Here is a 23,242-nt window from a genome sequence, read left to right as displayed (position 1 = left end):
GATGAAATGTACATTCAATCATGATTGGCTGCAGGAATATCTTGATAATACTTTAACTTCAGTAGAGAGGCTTGTGCTTGAAGAGCATGTGAAGGGTTGTCCAGAGTGTAGGAAGGAACTGACGGAGCTGAAGCTGCTACTATGGGAGATAGAGGAGATGATAGATGTGGATCTTCCTCATGAAGCTGTCACTGTAAAAGCTCAGGTATTAAGCAACATAAGAGAACTAGCGGATTGTAATAGTGCTACTGTTTCCTTTGATATAAAAAGCTTTGTCGCTTTACAAAACAGCATCATTGATAATACTACATTGTTTTTAAAGGTGATGCCGGGTATGCAATATGTAGTGAATACATCAAAAAAATCTGCTGTTAAAGGCACCTCCGTCCTAAAGAAATATGCTGCCGCTGCTTTAAAAAATAGGACCAAGACTTTGTTAATGAGGGGTAGTATATGATGGTATTAATGATCTTAAAATATATTTTATTGTTTTTATTGACTTTACTTCTTCTTCTGTTGTTTGTGCCTATCCACTACCATGCATCAGGGTCAAAATATGAGACTGTAAAATTCCAAAGTGGTATAAGCTGGCTATGGAAAGGACTTCAGGTAAATATCATGAAGGATGATGCTTTCCCTCCCAAGATAATGCTTAAACTTTTAGGTATACCCTTTTCTTTTTCTTTAGATAAAGAGGAAGAAAAAGCAGAAGAAAAAATAAAGAAAAAGAGCAATAAAAAGAAGCAAGAAAGTAAAGAGAAAAGTAAGTCTAAGCTGAAAAAGTCACCTGAAGAATGGCTAAGGCTTGTGAATAGAGAAACCTTCACTGTCATTCTAGCTTCCCTCATGAAGCTATGGTTTCATATTAAACCCAAAGCTTTAAATGTGAAGGCTCATTATGGCCTTGATAATCCCTGTGATACTGCCATGGTTTTAGCTTTTTTTAGTTCCCTCGCTCCCCTTTTAGAGGGGTACTCTATCGCTTTAATCCCTTCCTTTGAGGGTGCAGTACTAGAGGGTGAAGCTCAGATCCAAGGGAGGATAGTTTTGGTTTTGTTGGTGATGATACTGATAAAGCTTCTGCTATCTAAACCCATTAAAAAAATAATAAAATTTTTAATCAAAATGAAAAAGGAGGAAAAAATCTATGTCAGCTAAATTTACTGAAAATGCAGATGTATTATTTGAAAAGCTAGAAAAATTCTTTACATCAAAAACTGTTATAGGTGAAACTATTATTGTGGGTGATGTTACTTTAATACCAGTGGTGGATATCGCCTTTGGCTTAGGAACAGGAGTAGGTGATGGTACCGACGATAAGGGAGGCAAAGGATACGGTACTGGAGGAGGAATAGGTGCCAAGGCTACACCAACAGCTGTCATTGCTATCATTGATGGGAAAGTAGAGATTCTGCCTATCAATCAAAAAGGCGGTCTTGAAAAACTAATGGATATGGTTCCTGATATTGTACAAAAAGCTAATCTTTGTAAGCCAAAGAAGGAAGAAAAGGATGAATAAAAGCTTAGTTTAACTCTAGCTTTTTCAAAGTACCTAGATAGTACAAACCAGCAATATAGTTCATTCTTAGAAATAAACTACATTGCTGGTTTTTTCATAAAGAACATTATTGCAAGTTACTCTCCGGTATACTCATCCATAGCTTCATTTGCTAACTGATCGCATCTATTGTTGTACTCATTATCACTATGTCCTTTCACCTTTATAAATTTCACATTATGATAGCTAAGCATTTCAATAAGTCTTAACCATAATTCTTTATTTTTTACTGGCTCCTTTTTCGCCGTTTTCCAGCCTTTTTTTATCCAATTATCAATCCAGTTTTGATTGATAGCATTTACCACATAAGCAGAGTCACTATACACCTCTACATTGCATGGTTCTTTTAACATCTCCAGTGCATCAATAACCGCAGATAGCTCCATTTTATTATTGGTAGTATCAGGAAAGGCTTTTTTAATTTCCTTTTTATTGTTTTTATACATCAGGATAATCCCATAGCCCCCTAGGGCATTTTCTTGTCCATTTCCTCTACAGGCCCCATCGGTATAAATTATTATATTTTTCATAATACAGCTCCTTTGAAAATGTAATGAATTGTTTCTACTTGAATCTACATTCCTTAAAACTATATAGGTATATTCTTTTTTAAAATAGAAATATCCTTCTTTCTTATGAAGATAGCTTTTTTCTTCTACACTAATTAGTATTTTCTAATAAAAATCTTAAACACTTCCCTAAGGAGTATGCACTAATGGATTCTTCCTCATTCTTTTTAAATAAAATGTTTTAGTTTTTTAGTTTTTTTATTTATTTTTTTGTATAACTAAGCAATATCTGGTGATAATACTATTAATGAGAATATGATGTCTAGGTATTTTAGTCCCCCTTTAATCCTGGTACATCAATATATTCTCATTTTTCATTTGTTTTTTTGCATAATAAAACCACCTTAGCGATATCTACTTTGGTGGTAAAAGAGAAAATTATATAGCTGTAACGTTATTTATTATCTCATAAATGGGTCTTTAATTATTTCAATTCCTTTATAGGCTCTCAATGATTTCTTTACAGGCCATTTTCTTGTTTAATTGATGACTTATATCTGTTCTATTGTTTACTGCCTTTTTAACTTTTAGCATTTTTGAGGTATCACCTATCAAGGCACCAGCTGTTAATTGGTTCTCCTTTATATATAGCTTATAGATTTTTTCTTGTTGATTTTCTTCCTCCATTAGTGTCTTATCAAAATCTTGAATATTTCCTGCAGAAAAAACAGATAAATCGCCAATATTGGTAAAGGTATGTGACTGAGGTAGCTTATACACTTTCTCTCCGCCTACCATGTTTTCTCCAGCAATTTTACCCTGCTCTACAGCTACTGGCCATAATCCCAAAACAACACCATTGACTTCAGCTACATCTCCTGCAGCAAAAATATGATCAATGTTGGTTCTCATACCATCATCTACAAGAATTCCCTTATCATACTTAATATTTGTATTTCTCACTAAATCCAGGTTTGGCCTTATGCCTGCTGAAAATAAAACGCCATCTGTTTTAAACTCATTATTATCCTTCATTTTTATGCCTTCAACTACGGTATTTCCAAGGATTTCTTCTACAGCAGCTCCCAAATGCAGCCTTAATCCTCTTTCCTCTAGCTTGTTTGTAAATACCTTAGAAAGCTCCTCATCCAGCTGTCTCGGTAATAGATAGGGGAAGAATTCAACTACATTCACATTTTTTCCTAGTTCCTTTATAGACCAAGCAGCTTCTAATCCCAAAAGTCCTCCGCCAATAACTGTTATGTCTTTACAATAGGAAAGATAGTTTTTTGCATACTTTAAGTCATTTAATGATCTTAGAGCAAATACACCTTTTTTATATTTCCCTTGAACTGGTGGTATAAAAGGCCGACTGCCATTGGCTATTAGTAGCTTGTCATAGGTTAATTTTTTTCCATTGTCCAAGGTTATGGCATTGTTTTCAACATCAAGTCCTTCCACTATGGTTTTTAACAGAACCTTAATCCTCTTATCCTGATACCATTTCTCATTATGCACTACAAATTCTTCATCATCGAAGGTCTTGGAAATATAATGGGACAGTTTCACACGATAATAGGTAAGATATTCTTCATTAGTAACAATGGTAATGTCTGCATTTTCATCCCTTTTTCTGATTGTTTCCGCTGCTGAAAGTCCCGCTATTCCATTTCCAATAATAACATAGCTCAATTGACCCAATCCCCTTTCACCTCTAGGTAATTTTTTATTATTATACCCCATCACTGATTTTTGAATCCTTAAGGATTCTACTAATCTATTATCTCCTATCTCTATGCCAATATATCCTCTATAATCTCAAGCATAGTATTGATACTATACATTTATCCTAAAAAAAGAAACACTTAAATCTTATATTTTAAGTGTTTTAAATAGCTATTTTCTCTTCAGATTAATAACATATTTCTTATATCTTCCTTATTCAAAAATTCTTTGAAGTTCTTCTTTGAATCTTTCTTTGCATGTAGTGTTACTGTCAAACATAGCCTCTGCCAAATAGTTTGTAGATAGCATATATGATTACTGAAGCTTCAAAAGGTGTTGTTGGATCATTGGGTGGAAAATTATCACTTAATATTTATTCAATAGCAAATATCAAGAGTTTCCTCCCATAAGTAAAGGTAAAGCCTTCATAAATTCATATGTTTTTGGTGCTTTCTCTTTTAATTGTTGTCTCGTTTCTTCAGAGAAATAGTAATAAGCAAAGCTTTCGGCAAAGTATTCATCTGGATATTTAAAAAAATAAGGGTTTGTAAACATAAGTGCAGCTTCTTCCTGAAATATGTTTTCAAATAATTCCTGATGGCTAATGTAGTTAAGTACTTTGTAATCTACCGAGTGTCCAATTTCGTGGAGTTCTAAATTAATACAGTCATGATGAGTGCCTGGGTTACTATAGCCAATTTTTGCAGCTACGTTTCTGCCACCTACTCCCACAACATCATCCCAGGTTTTACCTAGTTCCTCCCATCCTCTAGGGACCTTACCTCTAAGGTGGGCAAATTCTTTTAATCCCGTCACGTTGGTATTGGTTAAATGGATAGTAACCCCTTTATGATACAGGGCCTCTAATAATACATAGTCGATCTTAGAAATTCTATTTATCATGTTATCTGCTTCTTTTGCATCATATTCATCCTCTGGCAGCTTTATTAGATGTGTTAAGATAGTGGTTAACTTTTCTTCTTCAGCTATTCTTATTCTTTCAAGATTTTGAGTTTCTAAACTTTTTATTATATCTAACTGTTCCTCTAAAAAAGCTATTTTTTTTTCTATTTCAGACTGAAATATATGAAATCCTGCCAAATCAGAGTGTTTATTGAAATCTTCCAATAATATCTCTTCACAAAGATGTTCTTTTGTATCTGTTTCTATAAATCTAGAATTGTATCCTACTACCATTGTTTCCTTTAGGATAACATACAAACTAGATATAACTATCATTAGACAAAAGGATATGCTAATTATTTTGAAATACCTATTGAACTTTTTACAGTTTTTATCATTTTTATTAACACTGCTGCTCATAATATCGAGTCCCCCTAGATAGTGCTCTTAAACTGTAATTCACAATATTTTCTTTAAATATCATACTCCCAAAAAATAGTTGTCATTGGTAAAATGAAGGAAAAACCCTTTTTAAAATCAATCCTCTTTGACACGTTATTTCTCTTGCTCCAGCAGTTGAAAAAAAAGTGTAATAATTCATATTCCATTGATTCTTTAGTATTCCTTCAATATTTTCTAATTACCAATATTTACTTATTTTATCTATTCATTGTCTCATAGTCCTTAATCATCCTTTTTCCCTTCTTTGCAGTCTTCAAGTCTCTCGGTAATGAAGGCTGTATCTTAATGATCCCTCAGATAACTCTTTTTGATATTGTCGTTGGTATAACCATTTGTTCAATGGCTGCCAACACCTACTTAGGACTCTATAATACAAGCTTAGCTTTTGGGGTTACTGTATTGGCATGATAATCAAAACGTCTTCTTGACAGTTATATGTTTAACCAGCTGACGTCCTAAAAAATCAAAAAATATTCCCACAGATTTTTTTATTGGTCCTAATCGAGTTTCATAATAGTAATCAGACTCAAACCAGCCCTGATCTTTATAATAGCTATAGTCATAGCTCTCCTCACCTATAGACTGGAGGCTTGCTCGCGTCATCCTAAACACCATTAACCTAGAGAATGAAGGCACTGATAGTGTTGAGTGACTAAGTCCTCTATAAAATCTATCAGAGAGCTTCTTCATCTCCTGTTTGAGTTTTTTTTGCTGGAGATCATTCATAGGTTCCAATACTGGCACACAACTGCCTTTTATCACATCAAATCCTAAGTGGATTCCCGTAAATTCTAAATATTTCACTATATCCTTTCCTCCAAAAACACCTTGAGTAACAATGGCTGTATATGTCTTGCTGAAGAATTTTGGCCGATGCAACATATAGGAAAAACGGTCAAAAAAGTTCTTCATTCTAGCAGAAACTTGAAATGCGTAATTGGGAGTGGCAAAAATAATACCATTTGCTTCTTCCATCTTCTCCAACAGCATATCCCTATCATCTTTTAGAGGGCAAAATTTTTCACCCTTATCGAAGCATGTCTTGCAGCCTCGACAAAACTGGAGTTCATAATCATTTAGAAACACATACTCAAAGTCCATAGCTTCATATTGCTTTAAATTCTTTTCCATTTCCTGAACAGCTTGATACGTAGCCTTTTTCCGCTGACTTCCAATAAATGCGGTCACTTTTTTCATTCTACTATCACCTCATAAAATGTGCTTACTTTGTAGATCCACTCTAGCATTACAGCAAAACCAAGTAAGAAGACCATAACCGCCGACATCATCCTTAGTATTTGTAGCATTTTGTTTCCTCCTTTATTCCACTTAACATCTGCTCTTATCCATTCCTTATTTCTTTTGCGCTTTCAGCAGTGCGTCTTCCACCGCACGAAGATAGGTTTTAGAGGTAACGGTTGCTCCTGTAATCGTGTCCACATCTAGTGATTGTAGCGTGATTACCAAATTTATTAATTCATCCATACTTCCTTCAGAGACTGCAGCGTGTTGACCTTGTTCTATTATCTGAATCTCTATCACCTTACCTGAAGATACTGTAACCTGTAGTTCCTTGGCCCTTAATTTGAGGGGACCAGCATAACCGTCATATTCTCCAATATAAGTGCCATCCTTAAGATTTTTAAAATCTACGTTACCTATAGAGAGATTTCTATTCTCACGCTGGGTTTCAACACCTAAAAATGTGACAAATCCTATAACTATCATAATAGAAATCACAAATACCACTAACACGATTTTTCGCATTATTATCACCCTCCACTTGATCTTAGATATTCATAAACAGTCGTACCTTTTATTTTCTTCCTTAATAACAAAAATGAAATAAACTCCTCGATAATCCTAAACATAATGCATGCACTACCTACCGATTTTAGTTCTTTCAATAACCTTTTAATTGTATTTCAACCCTTTTCCTTTCTGCTATTTTTTGTGTGAATGAATATTTAATCTTATTCATTCATTGTTGGGCAAAAAAAAGACTGCTTGGTTTATTCCCTATTACAACAGTCAGTTAAGCCTTTCATTATGAACTCCGTCAAGTAATGGATCACCTTTGGGAAGTGGTGTATCCCAATATCTCTCTTATGAATATCGACATAATGGATAGAATTAAGTAGAGCTAATATAAACTCATCATCTAAATCATCTCTTATCTTCCCTTCAGCCTTCCACTTTTTGATCAATTCTGTTGCAATACCCTGAAAAAATTCACTTGTATTCTCTATGCCGCCTTGCTCATAGAAATACTGTTCCAGTTTACTAGCAATCTCCTTGTTATTCCATTCCTTAAGGATGGGATTTGCATTCATTTCACCAATATTCTGTGTCACTACTTTTGTAACCAGTGTAACGGGATCATCATCATTAGAATCAAAAGATTCTGCTATCTTCTTTTTTAGTTTCTCATTTTCCTTCATGTTAATTTCAAAGAAAATCTGCTCTTTTGAGGCATAATAATTATAAAAAGTACCTACCCCTATGCCAGCTTTCTTTGCTATATCTGCAACATTAGTGTCTTTAAACCCTTTTGCGTAGAAAACCTCCCTAGCACTATTAAAAATTTCTTCTTTTTTATCTGTCAATTTAACTACCTCCATCCTCGTGAATGAATATTATTTTCTATTCATTCATATTGTAGCATTGTTATACTTTAACGTCAATATTAATTACCAATGTTTCTTCTTATTATTAACTCTAGTTATGAAAAATAAAAGCTTCATTGGTAAAGTTACACAAATATGGCATAATCTCTTCCCCCATGATCATTATTAATTGACGAAGAAAATACTATCAAAAAGGGACAGGACTATGCCAAATACTATTGTAGGCCATAGCGAAGAAATAATCAATTTCTTAGAAGATGTAAACTATGGAATGAACAAACCACAATTTAATCATCTTGCCACAATAATAGAAGGCAGTATTCATGTGGATGGTAAAGTATCCTATGGAAAATTGCTGAAAACATCGCTAAAGCTAAGAATAAAAGCTGCATATATCGATTTTTAAGTGCTTCTCTTTGGGATGATGAACTTCTAAATCGAAATAGATTAGGATATATATATCACCATATGAAGCATAATTTATCATCTAAAGATATTGGTTTCTAGCAATCGATGATACTGTCAATGTGAAAAATGCAAAAACTAAATCCATGGAAGGATTAGATTTTTATTGCTCTCATACTTTAAGTAAGGCTTGCTGGTCTCATTGTGTAATAACTTCACGCTTTGTTGCTGGATCATACTCCATTCTGTAAATGTTAATCTCAAAATGTACAATTATTATAATGAGTGATTATTATTTTTTAGCTGTAAAATATGTTATGCTGCTAGACTTCTTGTTCAAGAGTATTTCTACTACTACTTGATGGTAAATAAAGAATCAAAACTCCCCGCTTAACGAGAAGTTTTAATTTCTTCCTTCTATTCATTTGCAAATCTATAACCAACCCCCACCTCTGTCAAAATAAAGCGAGGAGAAGCTGTATCCTTCTCTATCTTTCGTCTAAGGTTCGCCATAAATACACGAATTGATTTTGCATCACCAGTTTCTCCATATCCCCATACTTCCTTTAAAATATAATTATGGGTAAGGACCTTACCTTTATTGGCTACCAGTAGTAATAATATTTTATATTCAATCGGCGTTAAATGAATCTCAATATCATCTACTAAAACCATCCGCTTCTCATAGTCAATTGTTAAATAATCCATCTGAAATATTTCAGCATTGTCGGGTTGCATTGCCTTTTTTAATTTTCGTTGAACAACGCGAATACGTGCCATTAATTCTCCCATATGAAATGGCTTTGTAATATAGTCATCTGCCCCTTCGTCCAAAGCTGCAATTTTTTCACTTTCCTGCCCTCTTGCAGATACAACTAAGATTGGCACCTCAGAAATCATACGAATTGATTTGATAATATCAATCCCATCTATATCTGGTAAACCCAAATCAAGCAAAATAATGTCTGGGTTATGACTATAAAAGAGTGACATTCCCTCCATACCATTCTTTGCTATTTCAAATGCGTACCCACTTGTTTTTAAAGAGAGAGAGATGAAGTTTAATATATACTTATCGTCTTCAATAATTAAGATCTTCAGGTTATCTTCCATTATTCTCCTCCTGCCAACGGTAATTTAAATGTGAACAATGCCCCACCTTCCGCAGCTTTACCGACAGATATAGTGCCACCATGGGCTTCTACTATAGCTTTACATATTGCTAGCCCAAGACCTATTCCCCTTTTATCATCAATAATCTTGCTAGAAAAAGTTATAAAGCTATTAAATAGAGAATTTTGAATGCTTTCATCAATCCCTTCTCCATTATCAGCCACTTCAAAAACTGCCTTATCATCTTCTGTATACACATGTACAAATATACTACAATTCTCTTGTGTATGTTTTATAGCATTATCTACCAGGTTAATGAGGACTTGAACAATCAGTTTTCCATCAATTAACAGAGTTACGATCTCATCAGGCACAGAAACAGATATATTTTTTGTCTTTGCTAGATTATTGACGTGCCTAATAGCTTCATAGACAACATCATCCACTACTTCATAATTCTTTTCTATTACAAGCTTTCCCTCACTAATCCGAGTCATATTTAGAATATTTTCTACAAGACTATTTAACCAAATAGCCTCTTCATTAATGCCAGAAACAAGTTTTTCAACATTGCATTTATCTAATTGATCTAAATTTTCAAGCATAACACCACTGGCGCCAACAATACCTGTTAATGGCGTCCTGAGGTCATGGGATATGGCCCTAAGCAGATTACTATGCATCTTTTCTTTTTCCATGGCGATACGAATATTTTCCCGTTCATTATATATAAATTCTCTATCAAGTGAAAGTCCCATTTGCGTCACAACTGTTTTAATAAGCAACTCATGCTCAAATGAGAAATTTTCTTTTGAATAGGCTATCTCCATTACACCAAGCTGCTTCGTTAATCCCCGAATGGGGATTTCTATTATCTCCATATTGTCTGTTATGAATTCTCTGCTGTCATGGGTATAAGTTTCACCAGTATCTGAAAGAAATACTCTGCTGTTGTAATGGGTGTTTTGATAAATATTATCAATCCCTTGTATAATAATATTCTTTTGTCCAGTAATATTTAAAAAGCTTTCTGTAGTTTTATACAAGAGCCTGGCAGTATGTTCATTTTGCTTAGCAATTACTAGCTGTTTTTGAAATCTTTTCGTCATTGTTCCTGATATCAAAGATACACCTAGAAATGATACCATCAGTATGACATCATTACTGTCGTAGATAATCAATGTATGAATTGGCTCTGTAAAATAATAATTAAATATAAGTACACTGATTACAGATGCAAATATACCATAGAAATAACCCTTTGTCGTTACAGTTACAACTAATACCCCAACCAAAAATACCATAATGATGCTTTCTTTACCGATACCAGAATTCCCTAAAAACAGGGACAGTATGGTAGAGATCGTTATGATTAAGGCAAGCTTTATGATGTAGATGATATAAATTTGTTTTTTTAGGTTAATAAAATCACCCCCTACAAATCTATTGTATCATAGTATTTCAACTAGAATCTTTTCAATAAATTCATTATATCTACCCTATTTCCTGCAACAATTAAATGTTCTTCTTTGTTAAATACATGATCTGCACCTGGCAGGGGAAATACCTGTTCATTTTCCTTAGTAGCAAGGATATTGATTTTATATTTCACCCTTACAGCAACCTGAGCGATGGTTTTGCCAACCCATGAGGCTAACGGAGGAATCTCAAAAATACAATATTCAGATGTTAATTCAATATAATCAAACACATTATCAGCACTCAGTCTCACCGCTGCCTTATTTGCACTTTCTTTTTCAGGGTATACAACCTCGTCGGCACCATTCCGCAAAAGAAACTTTTCATGCATTTCTCTATTGGTCTTTGCAATAACATAGGGAGCACCTAGCTCTTTTAATTGATAGGTTATTTCAATGGAGGATTGGAAATTGGCCCCCATACACACAAAGCAAATATCAAAATTTGCAACACCAAATGAGCGCAATACTTCTACATTAGTACAGTCACCAATTTCTGCACTTGTTACTGAAGATATTAAACCGCTTATTCTTTCTTCACATTGATCTACAACCATCACTTCATTACCTAATTCTGCAAACTTAAGAGCTAAATATCGGCCAAATCTACCTGCACCTATTATTAATACAGATTTCTTTCTTGTGTTCATATTCCACTTTCCTTTCTCTAAATAATTAACCAATAACAATTTTTTCTAGAGGTTTTTTCGTACTTATATTATTTTTGCTTTCAGCAACTGCCATTAGGACTGCAAGACTTCCTAATCTACCACAAAACATTAAGATAATAACCATGAGTCTTGATAATGCATTCAACTGCCGCGTTATACCTGTAGACAGTCCAACTGTGCCCATTGCTGATAAAACCTCAAAGGCAGTATTACTCAGTGCCAATTCAGGCTGAATGAAGCTAATAAATAGCATCCCTATAAATGCACTTGTTATATAAATCGTAATAATACTGTATGCCCTCTTTAATATACTGTCCTCTAATCTCCGACCAAATATATTTAAATCGTTGGAGTGTCTAACTAAAGAGACAACAGAAAGAATGGTGATGATAAAGGTTGTTGTTTTAATCCCACCAGCTGTTGAACCAGAGCTGCCACCAATAAACATAAGTATCATTGTTAAAAGTTTAGAGCCTTCTGACAGCTCTGCTGTATCAATGGTATTAAACCCTGCTGTTCGGGGTGTTATTGCTTGAAATAATGATGCTAATATGGTTTCTTTTATACCCATATCTGCAAAAAGATTGTTCCTTTCCAGCACATAAAAACCAATAGCAGCAGAAAATATTAGTACCATTGTTGCCAGTAACACAATCTTGGAATGCAGATGATATTTTTTGAATTTAGCCTTATTTTTGTAAATATCTTCCCATACTAAAAAACCTATACCACCTATCACAATTAAGGTCATGATGGTAATATTGACTAGTGCATCATCACTATATCTAATTAGGGATGAATATTCCTCATATCTTCCCATCAAATCAAAGCCTGCATTATTAAATGCCGACACGGAATGGAAGATACCGTTAAATATTCCTTCTTTCACTCCCATTTCAGAGCTAAATTTAATTGCAAGTATGATGGCACCAATACCTTCTAAAAGAAGGGTTCCAACTAATATATGCTTTGCTAAACGCACAACACCACCTATGTGAATGGTGTTTACAGATTCCTTTAAAAAATTTCTCTCACGAATCCCTATTTTTTTCTTTAGTATCAATAAAAACATCGTTGCAATAATCATAAATCCTAAGCCACCAATTTTAATAAGAACCAGTATAACACTCTGACCAAATACCGAAAAGTAACTATAGGTATCATAGACAACTAGGCCAGTAACACCGGTTGCAGATGTAGCAGTAAATAATGCATTGATAAAAGGCGTAACCTCTCCACTCTTTGAGGAAATAGGCAGGGATAAAAGCACTGCACCAATGAATATTATTGCAAAAAAACCTATAGCACTTAGCTTTGCATAGGTCAAATTATATTTTCGCCTTATCATTGACTGCATCTTCTATCACCCCCTTTATAGCATTAAAAAGCTTGTCTATATCATGATTATATGGCAATGCCTTGATAAAACTAAATTCGTTATAGATCTTTAAATATTTTTGATTGTTGCATAAGGAAATAACATTAGGGATGGAGTAAATTTTAAATCCAATAGAGCCCACCATTAAATTATCTGCATCCTTATTGGACAGTGCAAACAAGTATATATATCCAGCCTGTGTATCAATAGAATGAATATCAGTTATGGATTCATACATATACTTCTGTGAATCACAATATTTTTTTACTAAATTGGTTAACGTATTGTTCCCATAAATCAATAGCACTTTTTGTTTCCTTAAGCTAGGATCTGTGTATTCATCATTATGATATTCATTGGAGTGTTGAATATTGTTTTCTATAAATTTGTCAACTTTATCCATGATATAATAGCCCAGCAATAAAAAAGCTATAACAATTAAGGCTCCTATATAGATCAAAGAACTCTCCCCCTTTATATAGTAGCTTAACGCTATAGTTATAAAGTTTGTATTAATATTTGGTAACTGATGTTAATATTGTGTTAATATTGCATAGTTTACGGGGCTAAATCCCGGTGGCAAAAAATAAAAAAACCAACACAAAGTGTTGATTTTTCAATAAGCGAGCAAATCTATAAGCCGAGTTCTGTATTTGACGATCATCTATCTAGGCCAATTGTTGCCAATTGGCTCAAGCGACCTACCACGGGACACGACGGGCCGCCGCTTTTTTGTCCCTACTTGGTCTTGCTCCAGATGGGGTTTACATAGCCAGCTAGTCGCCTAACTGCTGGTGAGCTCTTACCTCACCTTTCCACCCTTACCCGACATTGCTATCAGGCGGTATCTCTCTGTTGCACTTTCCTTGGAGTCACCTCCACTGGGGATTACCCAGCACCCTGCCCTTTGGAGCTCGGACTTTCCTCGTCCACAGTAGAACTGTGGACGCGATCATCTGACTTACTCGCTATATTTATTTTTATCAATCAGGAATACAATCATACCATGGATATAGATTTATGTCAAAAGGTAATATTTGGTTTTTTTTATCTACATAATTTTAAGAGGATTATTTTTTATATTGGACGCCATTACTTCGATCTCCACCTTTTTATCTGTAAATTCTTGTTTCAAATAATTGATAAGCAACTCCACAAAAAATATTTCTGTTTCAAAATGTCCAGCATCTATCACCACTATGCCTAGCTCTTCTGCCTTTTGTGCCTCGTGATACTTCATATCTCCAGTTATGAGACAATCACACCCCTTAGCCTTGGCCAGTTGAATATAGCTGGCTCCGCTTCCATTCACAATAGCCACCTTTTTGATATTATGTTCTAAGCTGCCTGCGACCCTTACGTGCTCTATATTGAATACATCTTTTGTTCTTGCTACAAATTCTCTTGCCATTAATGCGCTTTCTAGAATCCCTATTCTTCCTATGCCTTTTTCGTCTCCCTCATTTTCCAGTGGTATGAGATCATAAGCAACCTCTTCATAAGGATGGACTTTTAGCATACCTTCTATGACCTTTCTTAGACTACTTTGAGGAACAATGGTTTCTATTCTAATTTCTTGGACTTTTTCCAGCTCCCCTTGACTACCAATAAAAGGGTTTGTGCCTTCTAATGGTTTAAATGTTCCTGTACCATTTATTCTAAAGCTGCAGTGGCTGTAGTTCCCAATATGGCCGGCTCCTCCTGCCCCTAGGGCTTCTGCAACCTTCTCTTCATATCCCTCTGGAGTAAATACCACAAGCTTATATAATTTTTCCTTTGCAGTAGCCTCTAGAATCTCTATGTTTTTTAGCCCCATCTTATTTGCCACAAAGTCATTTAACCCCTTAGGTGCAATATCCATGTTGGTGTGGGCAGCATAGATGCTGATGTCATGTTTTATTGCTTCATATACAAGCTTTCCTTTACTATCTTCCTGCAGGATGGATTTCATGGGTGAAAAAATCATTGGATGATGACTGATTATAAGGTCAACATTATTGTCCATAGCTTCCTCTATAACTTCTTTATTAATATCTAAGCATACTAGGATCTTGTTCACCTGATGGTTTTCGCTGCCGATTTGCAACCCTACCTGATCCCAGTGGTAGGCATAGTGTTTGGGTGCCAGTGTTTCAACAATATCCATTATTTTTTTTACTTTTTCAGCCATCGTAACACCTCTTCTAATTTTTCTAAGGTTTCTCTACATTCCCGTAGCTTTTTCTTGGCTCCTACAGAGGTCTCGCCCTCTACGCTGGAGATTATTTCCTGTTGATTCTTAATTTTTGCAATGATAAAGGCCAAGGCCAATTCTTTTGGGTTTAATTTAATATGAAATCCTATTTCATAGTATATTTCATCCTCCACTACTTGTTTTCCTTTTTTAGCTATTATGATCTCATAGATACGAAAATCTTCCCTTACTAAAAGATCCTGTACTATTTCATAACCATTGCTGACCAAATATCTTCTTAGCTCTTGTTGAGCCTGCATTGGTTGAAGGATAAGGGTATCAATACTATGGGTAATGGCTGGTGCAGCCTCTAACAACTCTTTGATTAGCATCCCTCCCATACCCGCCATAATCACAGTATCCACCTCTCCAGGGACTAAAACCTCCAGCCCGCTTCCCAGTCGTAATTCCACCTGTTGATTATAACCATGACTTTTTATATTGCTTTTTGCAGTGTCTAAGGGGCCCCTATTCACATCACTGGCAATAACATGAGGCGTAATCCTATTTTCTATTAGATAGATGGGTATATACCCATGATCAGTGCCTATATCTGCAACTCGGCTATTTTTTTTAATCAATTCAGTAATCTTTTTTAATCTTGGAGGCAATTTTACTTGCATGTTATTACTCCCTTGTTTTTTATTATGTTTCTAAAATATAACATTATATTTTTTAAAATTTCTTCCTACACTAATATAAAGGAGGCATCGCTTATGTCAGATACAAAGAAAAAAAAGAAAAGAATTGTTCCCCCTGAAGAATTAGTACATTTTAGTTGGGGCGGACGCACTCAAGAGTGGGAAGAAGAAGCCGATCAAGTAATGCACACACTACAGGATCAACTTGAGGATCAAGAGACCAAGGAAGAGATTAAGAAAAAAATTGAATATGGTAAACAAAAGCAATACTGGTAGTTGTTCTTACTCGTATTAAAACCCAGCGCCTTGACGTATTTATCTGTACGCTATGGTCACTGGGTTTTTTTGCTTTTATTCTAAATAATCCTTTAGTTTCTTGCTGCGGCTAGGATGTCTTAATTTTCTTAAGGCCTTTGCCTCGATCTGCCTTATACGCTCTCTTGTTACTTCAAATTTTTTCCCTACTTCCTCAAGGGTTCTTGCCCTGCCATCATCAAGTCCAAATCTTAGACGTAATACCTTTTGCTCTCTTGGAGTTAAAGTATCTAAAACTTCGATTAATTGTTCTTTTAATAGAGAAAACGCCGCTGCTTCAGCAGGAGCTGGAGCATCATCATCAGGAATAAAATCTCCTAAGTGGCTATCCTCTTCTTCACCAATAGGTGTTTCAAGGGAAACAGGTTCTTGTGCAATTTTTAGTATCTCTCTGACTTTATCCTCTGATAAATCCATTTCTTCTGCAATTTCTTCCGGTCTCGGCTCTCTTCCTAATTCTTGTAATAACTGTCTAGAAACTCTAATCAATTTATTGATGGTTTCCACCATATGCACAGGGATTCTAATGGTTCGGGCTTGGTCTGCAATGGCTCTAGTAATAGCTTGACGAATCCACCAAGTAGCATAAGTACTAAATTTATATCCCTTTGTATAGTCAAACTTTTCTACTGCTTTTATTAAACCAAGATTTCCTTCTTGTATTAGGTCAAGGAACAGCATACCTCTTCCTACATATCTTTTTGCGATACTAACAACGAGTCGTAAGTTGGCTTCAACTAAACGTTTTTTTGCTTCTTCATCTCCAGCTTCCATTTTTTTTGCTAAATCAATTTCTTCATCGGCGGACAGCAAAGGAACTTTCCCAATTTCTTTTAAATACATTCTAACAGGATCGTCTATATTAACACCTTTTAGTAGGGCAACCTCATCTTTGATGGTTTCCTCTATAGTAATATCATTCTCTATTTCTAAATCTTCCACATCTAAATCAATATCCTCTTCTTTATCTCCTACTACATCTATACCCATTGTAGCTAAATGTTCATATATTTCATCAATCTGATCTTTATCTATATCTACTTCTTCTAGTGTATCCATAATTTCAGTATAAGTAATCATACCTCTTTTTTTGCCTTTTTCTATTAGCTTTTTTACTGATTCTTTTCTATCATTTCCATCCTTAAGATTGTTCAATTTTGTTCCCTCCTTTCCTCCGACTGCAGTTTTTGAAGCTCTATATTGATATTCATCATTTCTACACCTAGCTTTAACAATTGTTTTTCAACCTCTTCCTTGTCTAAATTTTCTTTCTTAATAATATCCTGTTGTTCCTCTTTCAATTTGTTACGGGCAAAGAGTAATTTATATCTCTTCACATCCTTCTTATATTTATCTATTGCTTGATCTATATCAACTTGTTGGATATTTATATTTATAATATCTTTGATTTCCTCATGCAATTCTGGAAAATGCTCCATTATCTTGTTTATATCGTCAAAGTTTTGGTGTTTTTCTAAAATATATTGAAAAATGATACGATGACTCTCCAGTATAAAATCGTTTATTTCGACTTTTTCTAATATATTTGATATGCCTGGAGGATTTGTTAGCATATATTTAATCAGTTGTTTTCCAGCAATAATATGCCCATTTTGTTCTACTAAAGGTACTGCTTGTATATATTTATTATTTCTTTTGTAATTGGAACTATACTTAGTATTATTACCTTTATCAGTTGTTGTCTTTTTTCCATATATTTCACTAATAATTGCATTTTTAGATATACCTGTTTTTTCCTCTATCTTTTTTATATAAGCTTCTTGCTCTATTGGACTGTCTATCTCTCTAATAATATTAGCAATCTTTTTTCCTAACTTTATTTGATCCTCTGTGCTCCCTGAAGGATGCTGTTTTTGAGCTAGATATATTTTATAGTCTATAGCGCTTAAAGCTTCCTCAATTTTTGCTTCAAAAGCTTTTTCCCCATATTTTTTTATAAAGTCATCAGGATCTATATTGTTGGGCAAAATTAGTACTCTAATACTTATATGGACATTTTCTAAGATTTCTATACTTCTTAGGGTAGCTTTGGAGCCTGCACTATCACCATCAAAGCATATAATCACTTCATTAAAATATTTTTTCAATAGTATTGCATGTCCTTTTGTGAAGGATGTGCCTAAAGTTGCTACGGTATTTTTAAACCCTTCTTGATGTAATGCAATAACATCTGTATAACCTTCAACTAAGATTACTCGTCCCGTTCTAGAATGTTTGCTTGCTATATTTAATCCATATAATGTTTGGCTTTTATTGAAATATGCAGTTTCTGGTGAGTTGAGATACTTGGGTAAAGAATCATCGAATACCCTTCCTCCAAATCCAATTACATTTCCTTTTACATCAAATATAGGAAACATAATACGATTTCTAAAGCGATTGTAATAATTATTTTTTTCTTTGTTTTTAATGATTAATCCGCACTGCTCTATGGTCTCTATCTTATAACCTTTTTGTATCAAGTAATTAAGTAAATCATCCCAGCTATTTATAGCATAACCTAGACCAAAGGATTTTATCGTTCTAGTAGTTAATCCCCTTTTTATCAAATAATTGAGGGCTGGATTTTTCCTTTGTACTAAGTGTTCATAGAAATATTTACCTGCTTCTCTATTGATGTCAAAATAAACTTTTTGCCTTTCCAACTTTTTCTTCATTTCTTCAGAGGTTGTTGATTCATCTATAGGTATATTTCCTCGTTGGGCCAGCATCTTTACTGCCTCAATAAAGTCCATATTTTCTATCTTCATAATGAACCCGATCACATCTCCACCTTCACCACAACCAAAACATTTATAAAATTGTTTATCTTTACTAACAGTGAAGGAAGGGGTTTTTTCATTGTGAAAAGGACATAATCCTTTTGACGACATCCCTGTGGATTTTAATGGTACATATTGTGAGATAACCTCCACAATATCATTACGATCTTTTACTGTTTCAATTAATTCTTCTGGAAAATAGTTTTCCATTTACACCACCTAGTTATAAATGACTTTATACTATATTTCTGTATCTTTTTCGAATCTCCTTCCATAAAGATTATGTTATTTCGCAAAATAAATACCTTTATAAGAGGTGTGACGAAGTTATTTCGACATTAATCGCCGCAAATCCTTCTTATCTATTAAAATAAATAAATTCTGAAAATTTATGGATAAATTTACATCTAATTCTATTTGGGTGAAGGAATAACCTTTCTTTGAAATAATTTAATAGCATCATCATCAGTACAGGCAGCTATATAATCTACTATGGTTCTTTCTATTCCTTCCTTCTCAATCATATTAAAGTATCTAACTGGCATGTCTTGTGGTCTTTCCATAAAATAATCAAATAGGAATTTAACGATATAAGTAGCCTTTTCTTTCTCTCGTAGACATAGCTCACCATTATATACTTTTGTAAACATGAAAGAACGAAGTCGCATCATAGTATCATACATCTTTTCTGCTTGATAAATATTCGGTTCTGCCCCTTCTTTTAATTTTTTAGAAGTTTCTTTAATAATATCCTGTACAAAGGTATTTACTCTTTGACTATGGGTATTACCCAACACTTCTAAAATCTCTTCAGGGATATCTTCCTTTCTTAATATCTCTGCACCAATGCTATCTTGAATGTCATGACATAGATAAGTGAGTGTATCCACCAATTTTACTAATTTCCCTTCCATTGTTACAGGGATTCCTTCTCCGGTATGATTTAAAATGCCATCTCTTACTTCATAGGTAAGATTTAAACCTTTTCCGCCTCTTTCTAAAAAATCTACTACCCTCAAACTTTGCTGATTATGTTGAAAAGAACCAACAATGCCATCTAATACCTCTTCCCCGCTATGACCAAAACATGTATGTCCTAAATCGTGGCCTAAAGCAATGGCTTCTACTAAATCTTCATTTAATCTTAAAGCCCTGGCAATGGTTCTAGCTATTTGACTTACTTCTAATGTGTGGGTTAACCTGGTTCTAAAGCTATCATTTTTTACGATAAAAACCTGTGTCTTCCCTTTAAGTTTTCTAAAAAACTCACAATGAATAATACGGTCTCTGTCTCTTTGATAGGGACTTCTAACATGACAAACCTCTTCTTCTATTCTTCTCCCTCTTGTATATTTGCTTTGTTGAGCACACGCAGCTAAATAAGTCTCCTCAAAGTGTTCTGTAGTATTTCTCACTTTTTCCTCCATTTCATTCTACCTTTCTTGTACTATTACTGTATATATACTACATTTAATAGTGAATTCCTTTATAATTCTTTAAAATTCTCTCTATTTCTATTTGCTTTTAGTTATTACATAATTTTTACATTTAAGTATTTTTTATACATTGCTTTATATTATATTATCTCATTAATTACCTTATACCCAATAATTACGAGTACAATAAAAAGAATGGAGGTCATAAACCTCCATTCTGATAAACAAATTTACTGGTGAACCCCCCCGCTTCTAGTAAGTAGCGGCAGACTTTATTGTGCAGGTACAATAATTTTTTGCCCTGGAAATATAAGGTTAGGGTTTTTAATTTCATTCATTTCCTGAAGCTCTTCCCAGGTAGTTCCGTACTTCATGGCTATTGTAGACAACCAGTCTCCTGTTTGTACAATATAAATGGTTGTAGGTGCTTCTATTACTTCTACTGGTTCTTCTACTACAACAGGCTCTTCTACTATAGTTTCCTCTACTACGGACTCTTCTACTACTGGCTCTTCTATTATTATGGCTGCCTCTTCTGCTCCTAAGCTTAAATTATATGCATACAGGCTCCATCCGTCCTCTTCACCTATATAGGCTACTTTTTCTGCTTCAAAATCATCCATGCTGTCTTGACCTATAGATGAGCCTCTAAATATTACTCTTCCTGCTGTTTCTACAGGTAGAATTGACCAATAATTTGTTACCTGTGGATCAGCTGCACCTACTTTTGTGATGTAATCTATGATTACTTCACGATTTTCTTCTGTACCTGAGTAGACAACTTCTGAGTTTGAGTTTAATAGGTGATCTCCACCGCCTGAAGCACGATAGTTATTGGTTACTACTAAGAACTCCATACCTGCTGCTAATGGTTTTCCTTCAAAGGTAACATTAACAATTCTTTTGCCGGCTGGCTTTGTTACATCGATTTGATATTCAATCCCTGCAATGTGATCAAAGTTGAAGCCTCTATAATTATAGTCTAGCAGTACTTGATCATCTGTTTTGGTTGGATTAATTTGATTAAAGTTTTCTGCTGACTTTTCTAGCCAGCCTATTAAGGTTGCAGTATCTACCTTAACAATTTGTAAAGTATTGTCATAAATATAAATATCTGCAACATCTTTAACGGCTATCCCACCAGCTTCTACATTTGTATAATAATCTGGTCCATGACGTCCCGCTTTAAACGGTGCTGCTGCTGAAAGTACTGGTATACCTTCATATTCTGTTCCATCAAAGAACCCATCTGCAAACCATAGCTGTGCATCATTTACTAATTGTATTACCTTGTTATCCATTACTCTAGAGAAAAATGTGTTTAGGTTTGCATAAGTTTCCCCTACTGGTGTATTTACGTATTCAATTGTTTGTTGATGCTTTGCTGCTACAGAATCAACGATGTCTTGTCTTGGTGATAGGTTTGCCGTTGCTGTTAACTCTGATTTGCTATCTAGGATTGTCCATACACCGTTTCCATATGTAAGATTTAAAGCAATGGTTCCTAGGTTATTTCCCCATGATCCTGCCATAATTGTAGGTACACCGTTGATTGTTCCTTTTTCAATATCTATTCCTGGTATATTTTCATAATCTGTACTTGGAAATCTTTTATGTTGATGCCCTAGTACCATAGCATCTATGCCTTCCACTTGACTTAGGAAGTAGGCTGCATTTTCACTGGCTCCTTCATTTGCATCAATGCCTGTATGGGCAACTGCTATGATAAGGTCAGCTCCAGCTTCTCTCATTTCCGGTACAAACTTCTCTGCTGTTTCTACTATTTCTTTTGTATATACTTTTCCATCTAAGTGTATTTTATCCCATATCATAATTTGTGGTGGTGTAAAACCAATGACTCCTATCTTGATTGCTTCCCCATCTATTTCGCGATCTAAAATCACATAAGGTGTAAAGTAGTTTTCGTCTGTGTCTACTTCATAAACATTGGCATTTACTACAGGGAAATTAGCACCGCTATAAGCTCTTTCTAAGAAATCCAATCCAAAATTAAACTCATGGTTTCCTAAAATTGCTGCATCATATCCCATCATGTTCATAGAATTGATAGATACATGTACTTCTCCATCCTTCAGTGGATCTACTACCGCTTCTATATTGCCTAATAGACTTCCTTGAATCATGTCTCCTGCATCTAACAATAATGTGTTTTTATGCTGTGCTCTAATTTGATCAATTAGTGTTGCTACTTTTGACATTCCATGGTTTTCATTGACTCTGTCAGTCATGTAATCATATGGCATAAGGTTTACATGAATATCAGTTGTTCCCATAATAACAAGTTCATGCGTTCCATTTCCTTTGTTATCTAATGCCACTATATCATTATTGGCTGTTAAATCAATATCTACAACTGTAGAGGCTGTAGTATCTGATTCTGTTACTCCAAATGCAAAAGAAAATGATGATACTATCAAAAGTAATGTAAGTATTGTGCTTATTAATCTATTATTTAATGCTTTTCCAGTATACTTCATCACGTAAGTATTTCCTCCTTTTTTTCCTTATAATTCAACATTAAAAGATGAATTATAAATGACAATAATAGCAACCCTAACACTAATCATCTGGTACATAATGAAAAAGTTTGTGATTGAAAGCCAAAATAAATTAGAAAATATACCTCCTTTCCTAAATTCTTAATTCTAGCCTCCTTCCTTTTAGTATATTAATGACGCCCTATAGCTGCATAGTTATTTATGTCCAATAAAAAAAATCAAAATATATACTTAAATTACTTTACAGTGTACTGGCTGTATATTTTTGATTTCATATAAAACTCCTGTGGAGAATTACATAGGCCAAATTAAATAGTAAAAAAATTATTATATCGTTGTTTATGTATTATTATATAATAATTCTACTTAATCCCTATATAATCCTTTTTTATAATGGATGATTTTGTTAAATATTTAATAATTTTCAAATTACATCTATCATGCTTATTTAATTGATTTCTTTGAAATGTTAATTATATCAGACCT

The 23,242-nt window shown here is 34.2% G+C and carries 22 protein-coding genes and 1 other RNA gene; 5 read left to right on the top strand and 18 right to left on the bottom strand.

The window, feature by feature from the left end; genetic code table 11:
- Position 1: 1 nt before the first annotated feature.
- Genes BMX10_RS00210 through BMX10_RS00200 form a run of 3 tightly spaced genes read left to right on the top strand, consistent with a single transcriptional unit; the run spans position 2 to position 1,519 of the window.
- Positions 2-457, top strand: a complete 456-nt coding sequence (locus BMX10_RS00210; protein WP_090437684.1) for an anti-sigma factor family protein — start codon at positions 2-4, stop codon at positions 455-457.
- Positions 454-1,158: a DUF2953 domain-containing protein gene (locus BMX10_RS00205; protein WP_090437683.1), complete on the top strand. Its 705-nt coding sequence runs from the start codon at positions 454-456 to the stop codon at positions 1,156-1,158. Before BMX10_RS00210 ends, BMX10_RS00205 begins: the two co-directional genes overlap by 4 nt.
- Positions 1,148-1,519 (top strand): GerW family sporulation protein, encoded by a 372-nt coding sequence (locus BMX10_RS00200; protein ID WP_090437682.1) that lies wholly within the window; start codon positions 1,148-1,150, stop codon positions 1,517-1,519. The genes BMX10_RS00205 and BMX10_RS00200 overlap by 11 nt, the downstream gene beginning before the upstream one ends.
- Positions 1,520-1,635: 116 nt before the next feature.
- Here the strand turns inward: BMX10_RS00200 and rnhA are convergent, their stop codons facing one another.
- The 6 genes from rnhA to BMX10_RS00170 form a co-directional block, all read right to left on the bottom strand.
- Complete coding sequence (gene rnhA / locus BMX10_RS00195) at positions 1,636-2,088, bottom strand: ribonuclease HI (RefSeq protein WP_090437681.1); 453 nt, start codon at positions 2,086-2,088, stop codon at positions 1,636-1,638.
- A gap of 477 nt (positions 2,089-2,565) precedes the next feature.
- Positions 2,566-3,759, bottom strand: a complete 1,194-nt coding sequence (locus BMX10_RS00190) for an NAD(P)/FAD-dependent oxidoreductase (RefSeq protein WP_208976085.1) — start codon at positions 3,757-3,759, stop codon at positions 2,566-2,568.
- 423 nt (positions 3,760-4,182) lie between these two features.
- A complete protein-coding gene (locus tag BMX10_RS18165) occupies positions 4,183-5,115 on the bottom strand; it encodes an anthrax toxin lethal factor-related metalloendopeptidase (RefSeq protein ID WP_208976084.1) in 933 nt (310 codons plus the stop codon).
- Positions 5,116-5,568: 453 nt separating this feature from the next.
- A complete protein-coding gene (locus BMX10_RS00180) occupies positions 5,569-6,354 on the bottom strand; it encodes a flavodoxin family protein (protein ID WP_090437680.1) in 786 nt (261 codons plus the stop codon).
- Positions 6,355-6,510: 156 nt separating this feature from the next.
- On the bottom strand, positions 6,511-6,924 hold the full coding sequence (locus tag BMX10_RS00175; RefSeq protein ID WP_090437679.1) for an FMN-binding protein: 414 nt from the start codon (positions 6,922-6,924) through the stop codon (positions 6,511-6,513).
- Between the two features lie 245 nt (positions 6,925-7,169).
- A complete protein-coding gene (locus tag BMX10_RS00170; RefSeq protein ID WP_090437678.1) occupies positions 7,170-7,763 on the bottom strand; it encodes a TetR/AcrR family transcriptional regulator in 594 nt (197 codons plus the stop codon).
- A gap of 226 nt (positions 7,764-7,989) precedes the next feature.
- Here BMX10_RS00170 and BMX10_RS00165 point away from each other — a divergent pair, with 226 nt between their 5' ends.
- A complete protein-coding gene (locus BMX10_RS00165; protein ID WP_090437677.1) occupies positions 7,990-8,190 on the top strand; it encodes a hypothetical protein in 201 nt (66 codons plus the stop codon).
- 416 nt (positions 8,191-8,606) lie between these two features.
- On the opposite strand, the gene BMX10_RS00160 is transcribed toward BMX10_RS00165, so the two are convergent.
- The 8 genes from BMX10_RS00160 to BMX10_RS00125 form a co-directional block, all read right to left on the bottom strand.
- Complete coding sequence (locus BMX10_RS00160) at positions 8,607-9,302, bottom strand: response regulator (RefSeq protein ID WP_090437676.1); 696 nt, start codon at positions 9,300-9,302, stop codon at positions 8,607-8,609.
- Positions 9,302-10,675: a sensor histidine kinase gene (locus BMX10_RS00155; protein ID WP_280140730.1), complete on the bottom strand. Its 1,374-nt coding sequence runs from the start codon at positions 10,673-10,675 to the stop codon at positions 9,302-9,304. The genes BMX10_RS00160 and BMX10_RS00155 overlap by 1 nt, the downstream gene beginning before the upstream one ends.
- A 92-nt stretch (positions 10,676-10,767) precedes the next feature.
- Positions 10,768-11,430: a potassium channel family protein gene (locus BMX10_RS00150; protein WP_090437674.1), complete on the bottom strand. Its 663-nt coding sequence runs from the start codon at positions 11,428-11,430 to the stop codon at positions 10,768-10,770.
- 25 nt (positions 11,431-11,455) lie between these two features.
- Positions 11,456-12,808 carry a TrkH family potassium uptake protein gene (locus BMX10_RS00145; protein WP_090437673.1) on the bottom strand — a complete coding sequence of 451 codons (1,353 nt, stop codon included), beginning with the start codon at positions 12,806-12,808 and terminating at the stop codon, positions 11,456-11,458.
- Positions 12,780-13,289 (bottom strand): hypothetical protein, encoded by a 510-nt coding sequence (locus BMX10_RS00140; protein ID WP_090437672.1) that lies wholly within the window; start codon positions 13,287-13,289, stop codon positions 12,780-12,782. The genes BMX10_RS00145 and BMX10_RS00140 overlap by 29 nt, the downstream gene beginning before the upstream one ends.
- 160 nt (positions 13,290-13,449) lie before the next feature.
- Positions 13,450-13,797, bottom strand: an RNA gene (gene rnpB, locus BMX10_RS00135) — RNase P RNA component class A.
- An 83-nt stretch (positions 13,798-13,880) separates the two neighbouring features.
- Positions 13,881-14,999 carry a Nif3-like dinuclear metal center hexameric protein gene (locus tag BMX10_RS00130; protein WP_090437671.1) on the bottom strand — a complete coding sequence of 373 codons (1,119 nt, stop codon included), beginning with the start codon at positions 14,997-14,999 and terminating at the stop codon, positions 13,881-13,883.
- Positions 14,984-15,685 carry a tRNA (adenine(22)-N(1))-methyltransferase gene (locus tag BMX10_RS00125; protein WP_090437670.1) on the bottom strand — a complete coding sequence of 234 codons (702 nt, stop codon included), beginning with the start codon at positions 15,683-15,685 and terminating at the stop codon, positions 14,984-14,986. The genes BMX10_RS00130 and BMX10_RS00125 overlap by 16 nt, the downstream gene beginning before the upstream one ends.
- A gap of 93 nt (positions 15,686-15,778) precedes the next feature.
- Between BMX10_RS00125 and BMX10_RS00120 the strand changes: the two genes are divergently transcribed.
- Positions 15,779-15,979, top strand: a complete 201-nt coding sequence (locus tag BMX10_RS00120) for a hypothetical protein (RefSeq protein ID WP_090437669.1) — start codon at positions 15,779-15,781, stop codon at positions 15,977-15,979.
- Between the two features lie 75 nt (positions 15,980-16,054).
- On the opposite strand, the gene rpoD is transcribed toward BMX10_RS00120, so the two are convergent.
- The 4 genes from rpoD to BMX10_RS00100 all read right to left on the bottom strand — a co-directional run bounded on the left by rpoD (position 16,055) and on the right by BMX10_RS00100 (position 22,735).
- Positions 16,055-17,173, bottom strand: a complete 1,119-nt coding sequence (rpoD, locus tag BMX10_RS00115) for an RNA polymerase sigma factor RpoD (RefSeq protein WP_090437668.1) — start codon at positions 17,171-17,173, stop codon at positions 16,055-16,057.
- Positions 17,170-19,011, bottom strand: coding sequence for a DNA primase (dnaG, locus tag BMX10_RS00110; protein WP_090437667.1), 1,842 nt, complete (start codon positions 19,009-19,011; stop codon positions 17,170-17,172). The genes rpoD and dnaG overlap by 4 nt, the downstream gene beginning before the upstream one ends.
- Before the next feature lie 203 nt (positions 19,012-19,214).
- Complete coding sequence (locus BMX10_RS00105) at positions 19,215-20,228, bottom strand: deoxyguanosinetriphosphate triphosphohydrolase (RefSeq protein ID WP_090437666.1); 1,014 nt, start codon at positions 20,226-20,228, stop codon at positions 19,215-19,217.
- Positions 20,229-20,509: 281 nt separating this feature from the next.
- The gene (locus BMX10_RS00100; RefSeq protein ID WP_090438866.1) at positions 20,510-22,735 is read right to left on the bottom strand and encodes a bifunctional 2',3'-cyclic-nucleotide 2'-phosphodiesterase/3'-nucleotidase; all 2,226 of its coding nucleotides are present in this window, start codon (positions 22,733-22,735) and stop codon (positions 20,510-20,512) included.
- Positions 22,736-23,242: the final 507 nt, after the last annotated feature.

The sequence above is a fragment of the Natronincola peptidivorans genome, assembly GCF_900111615.1.
GTDB lineage: Bacteria > Bacillota > Clostridia > Peptostreptococcales > Natronincolaceae > Natronincola_A > Natronincola_A peptidivorans.
This window is presented reverse-complemented; position numbering and strand designations above follow the sequence as displayed.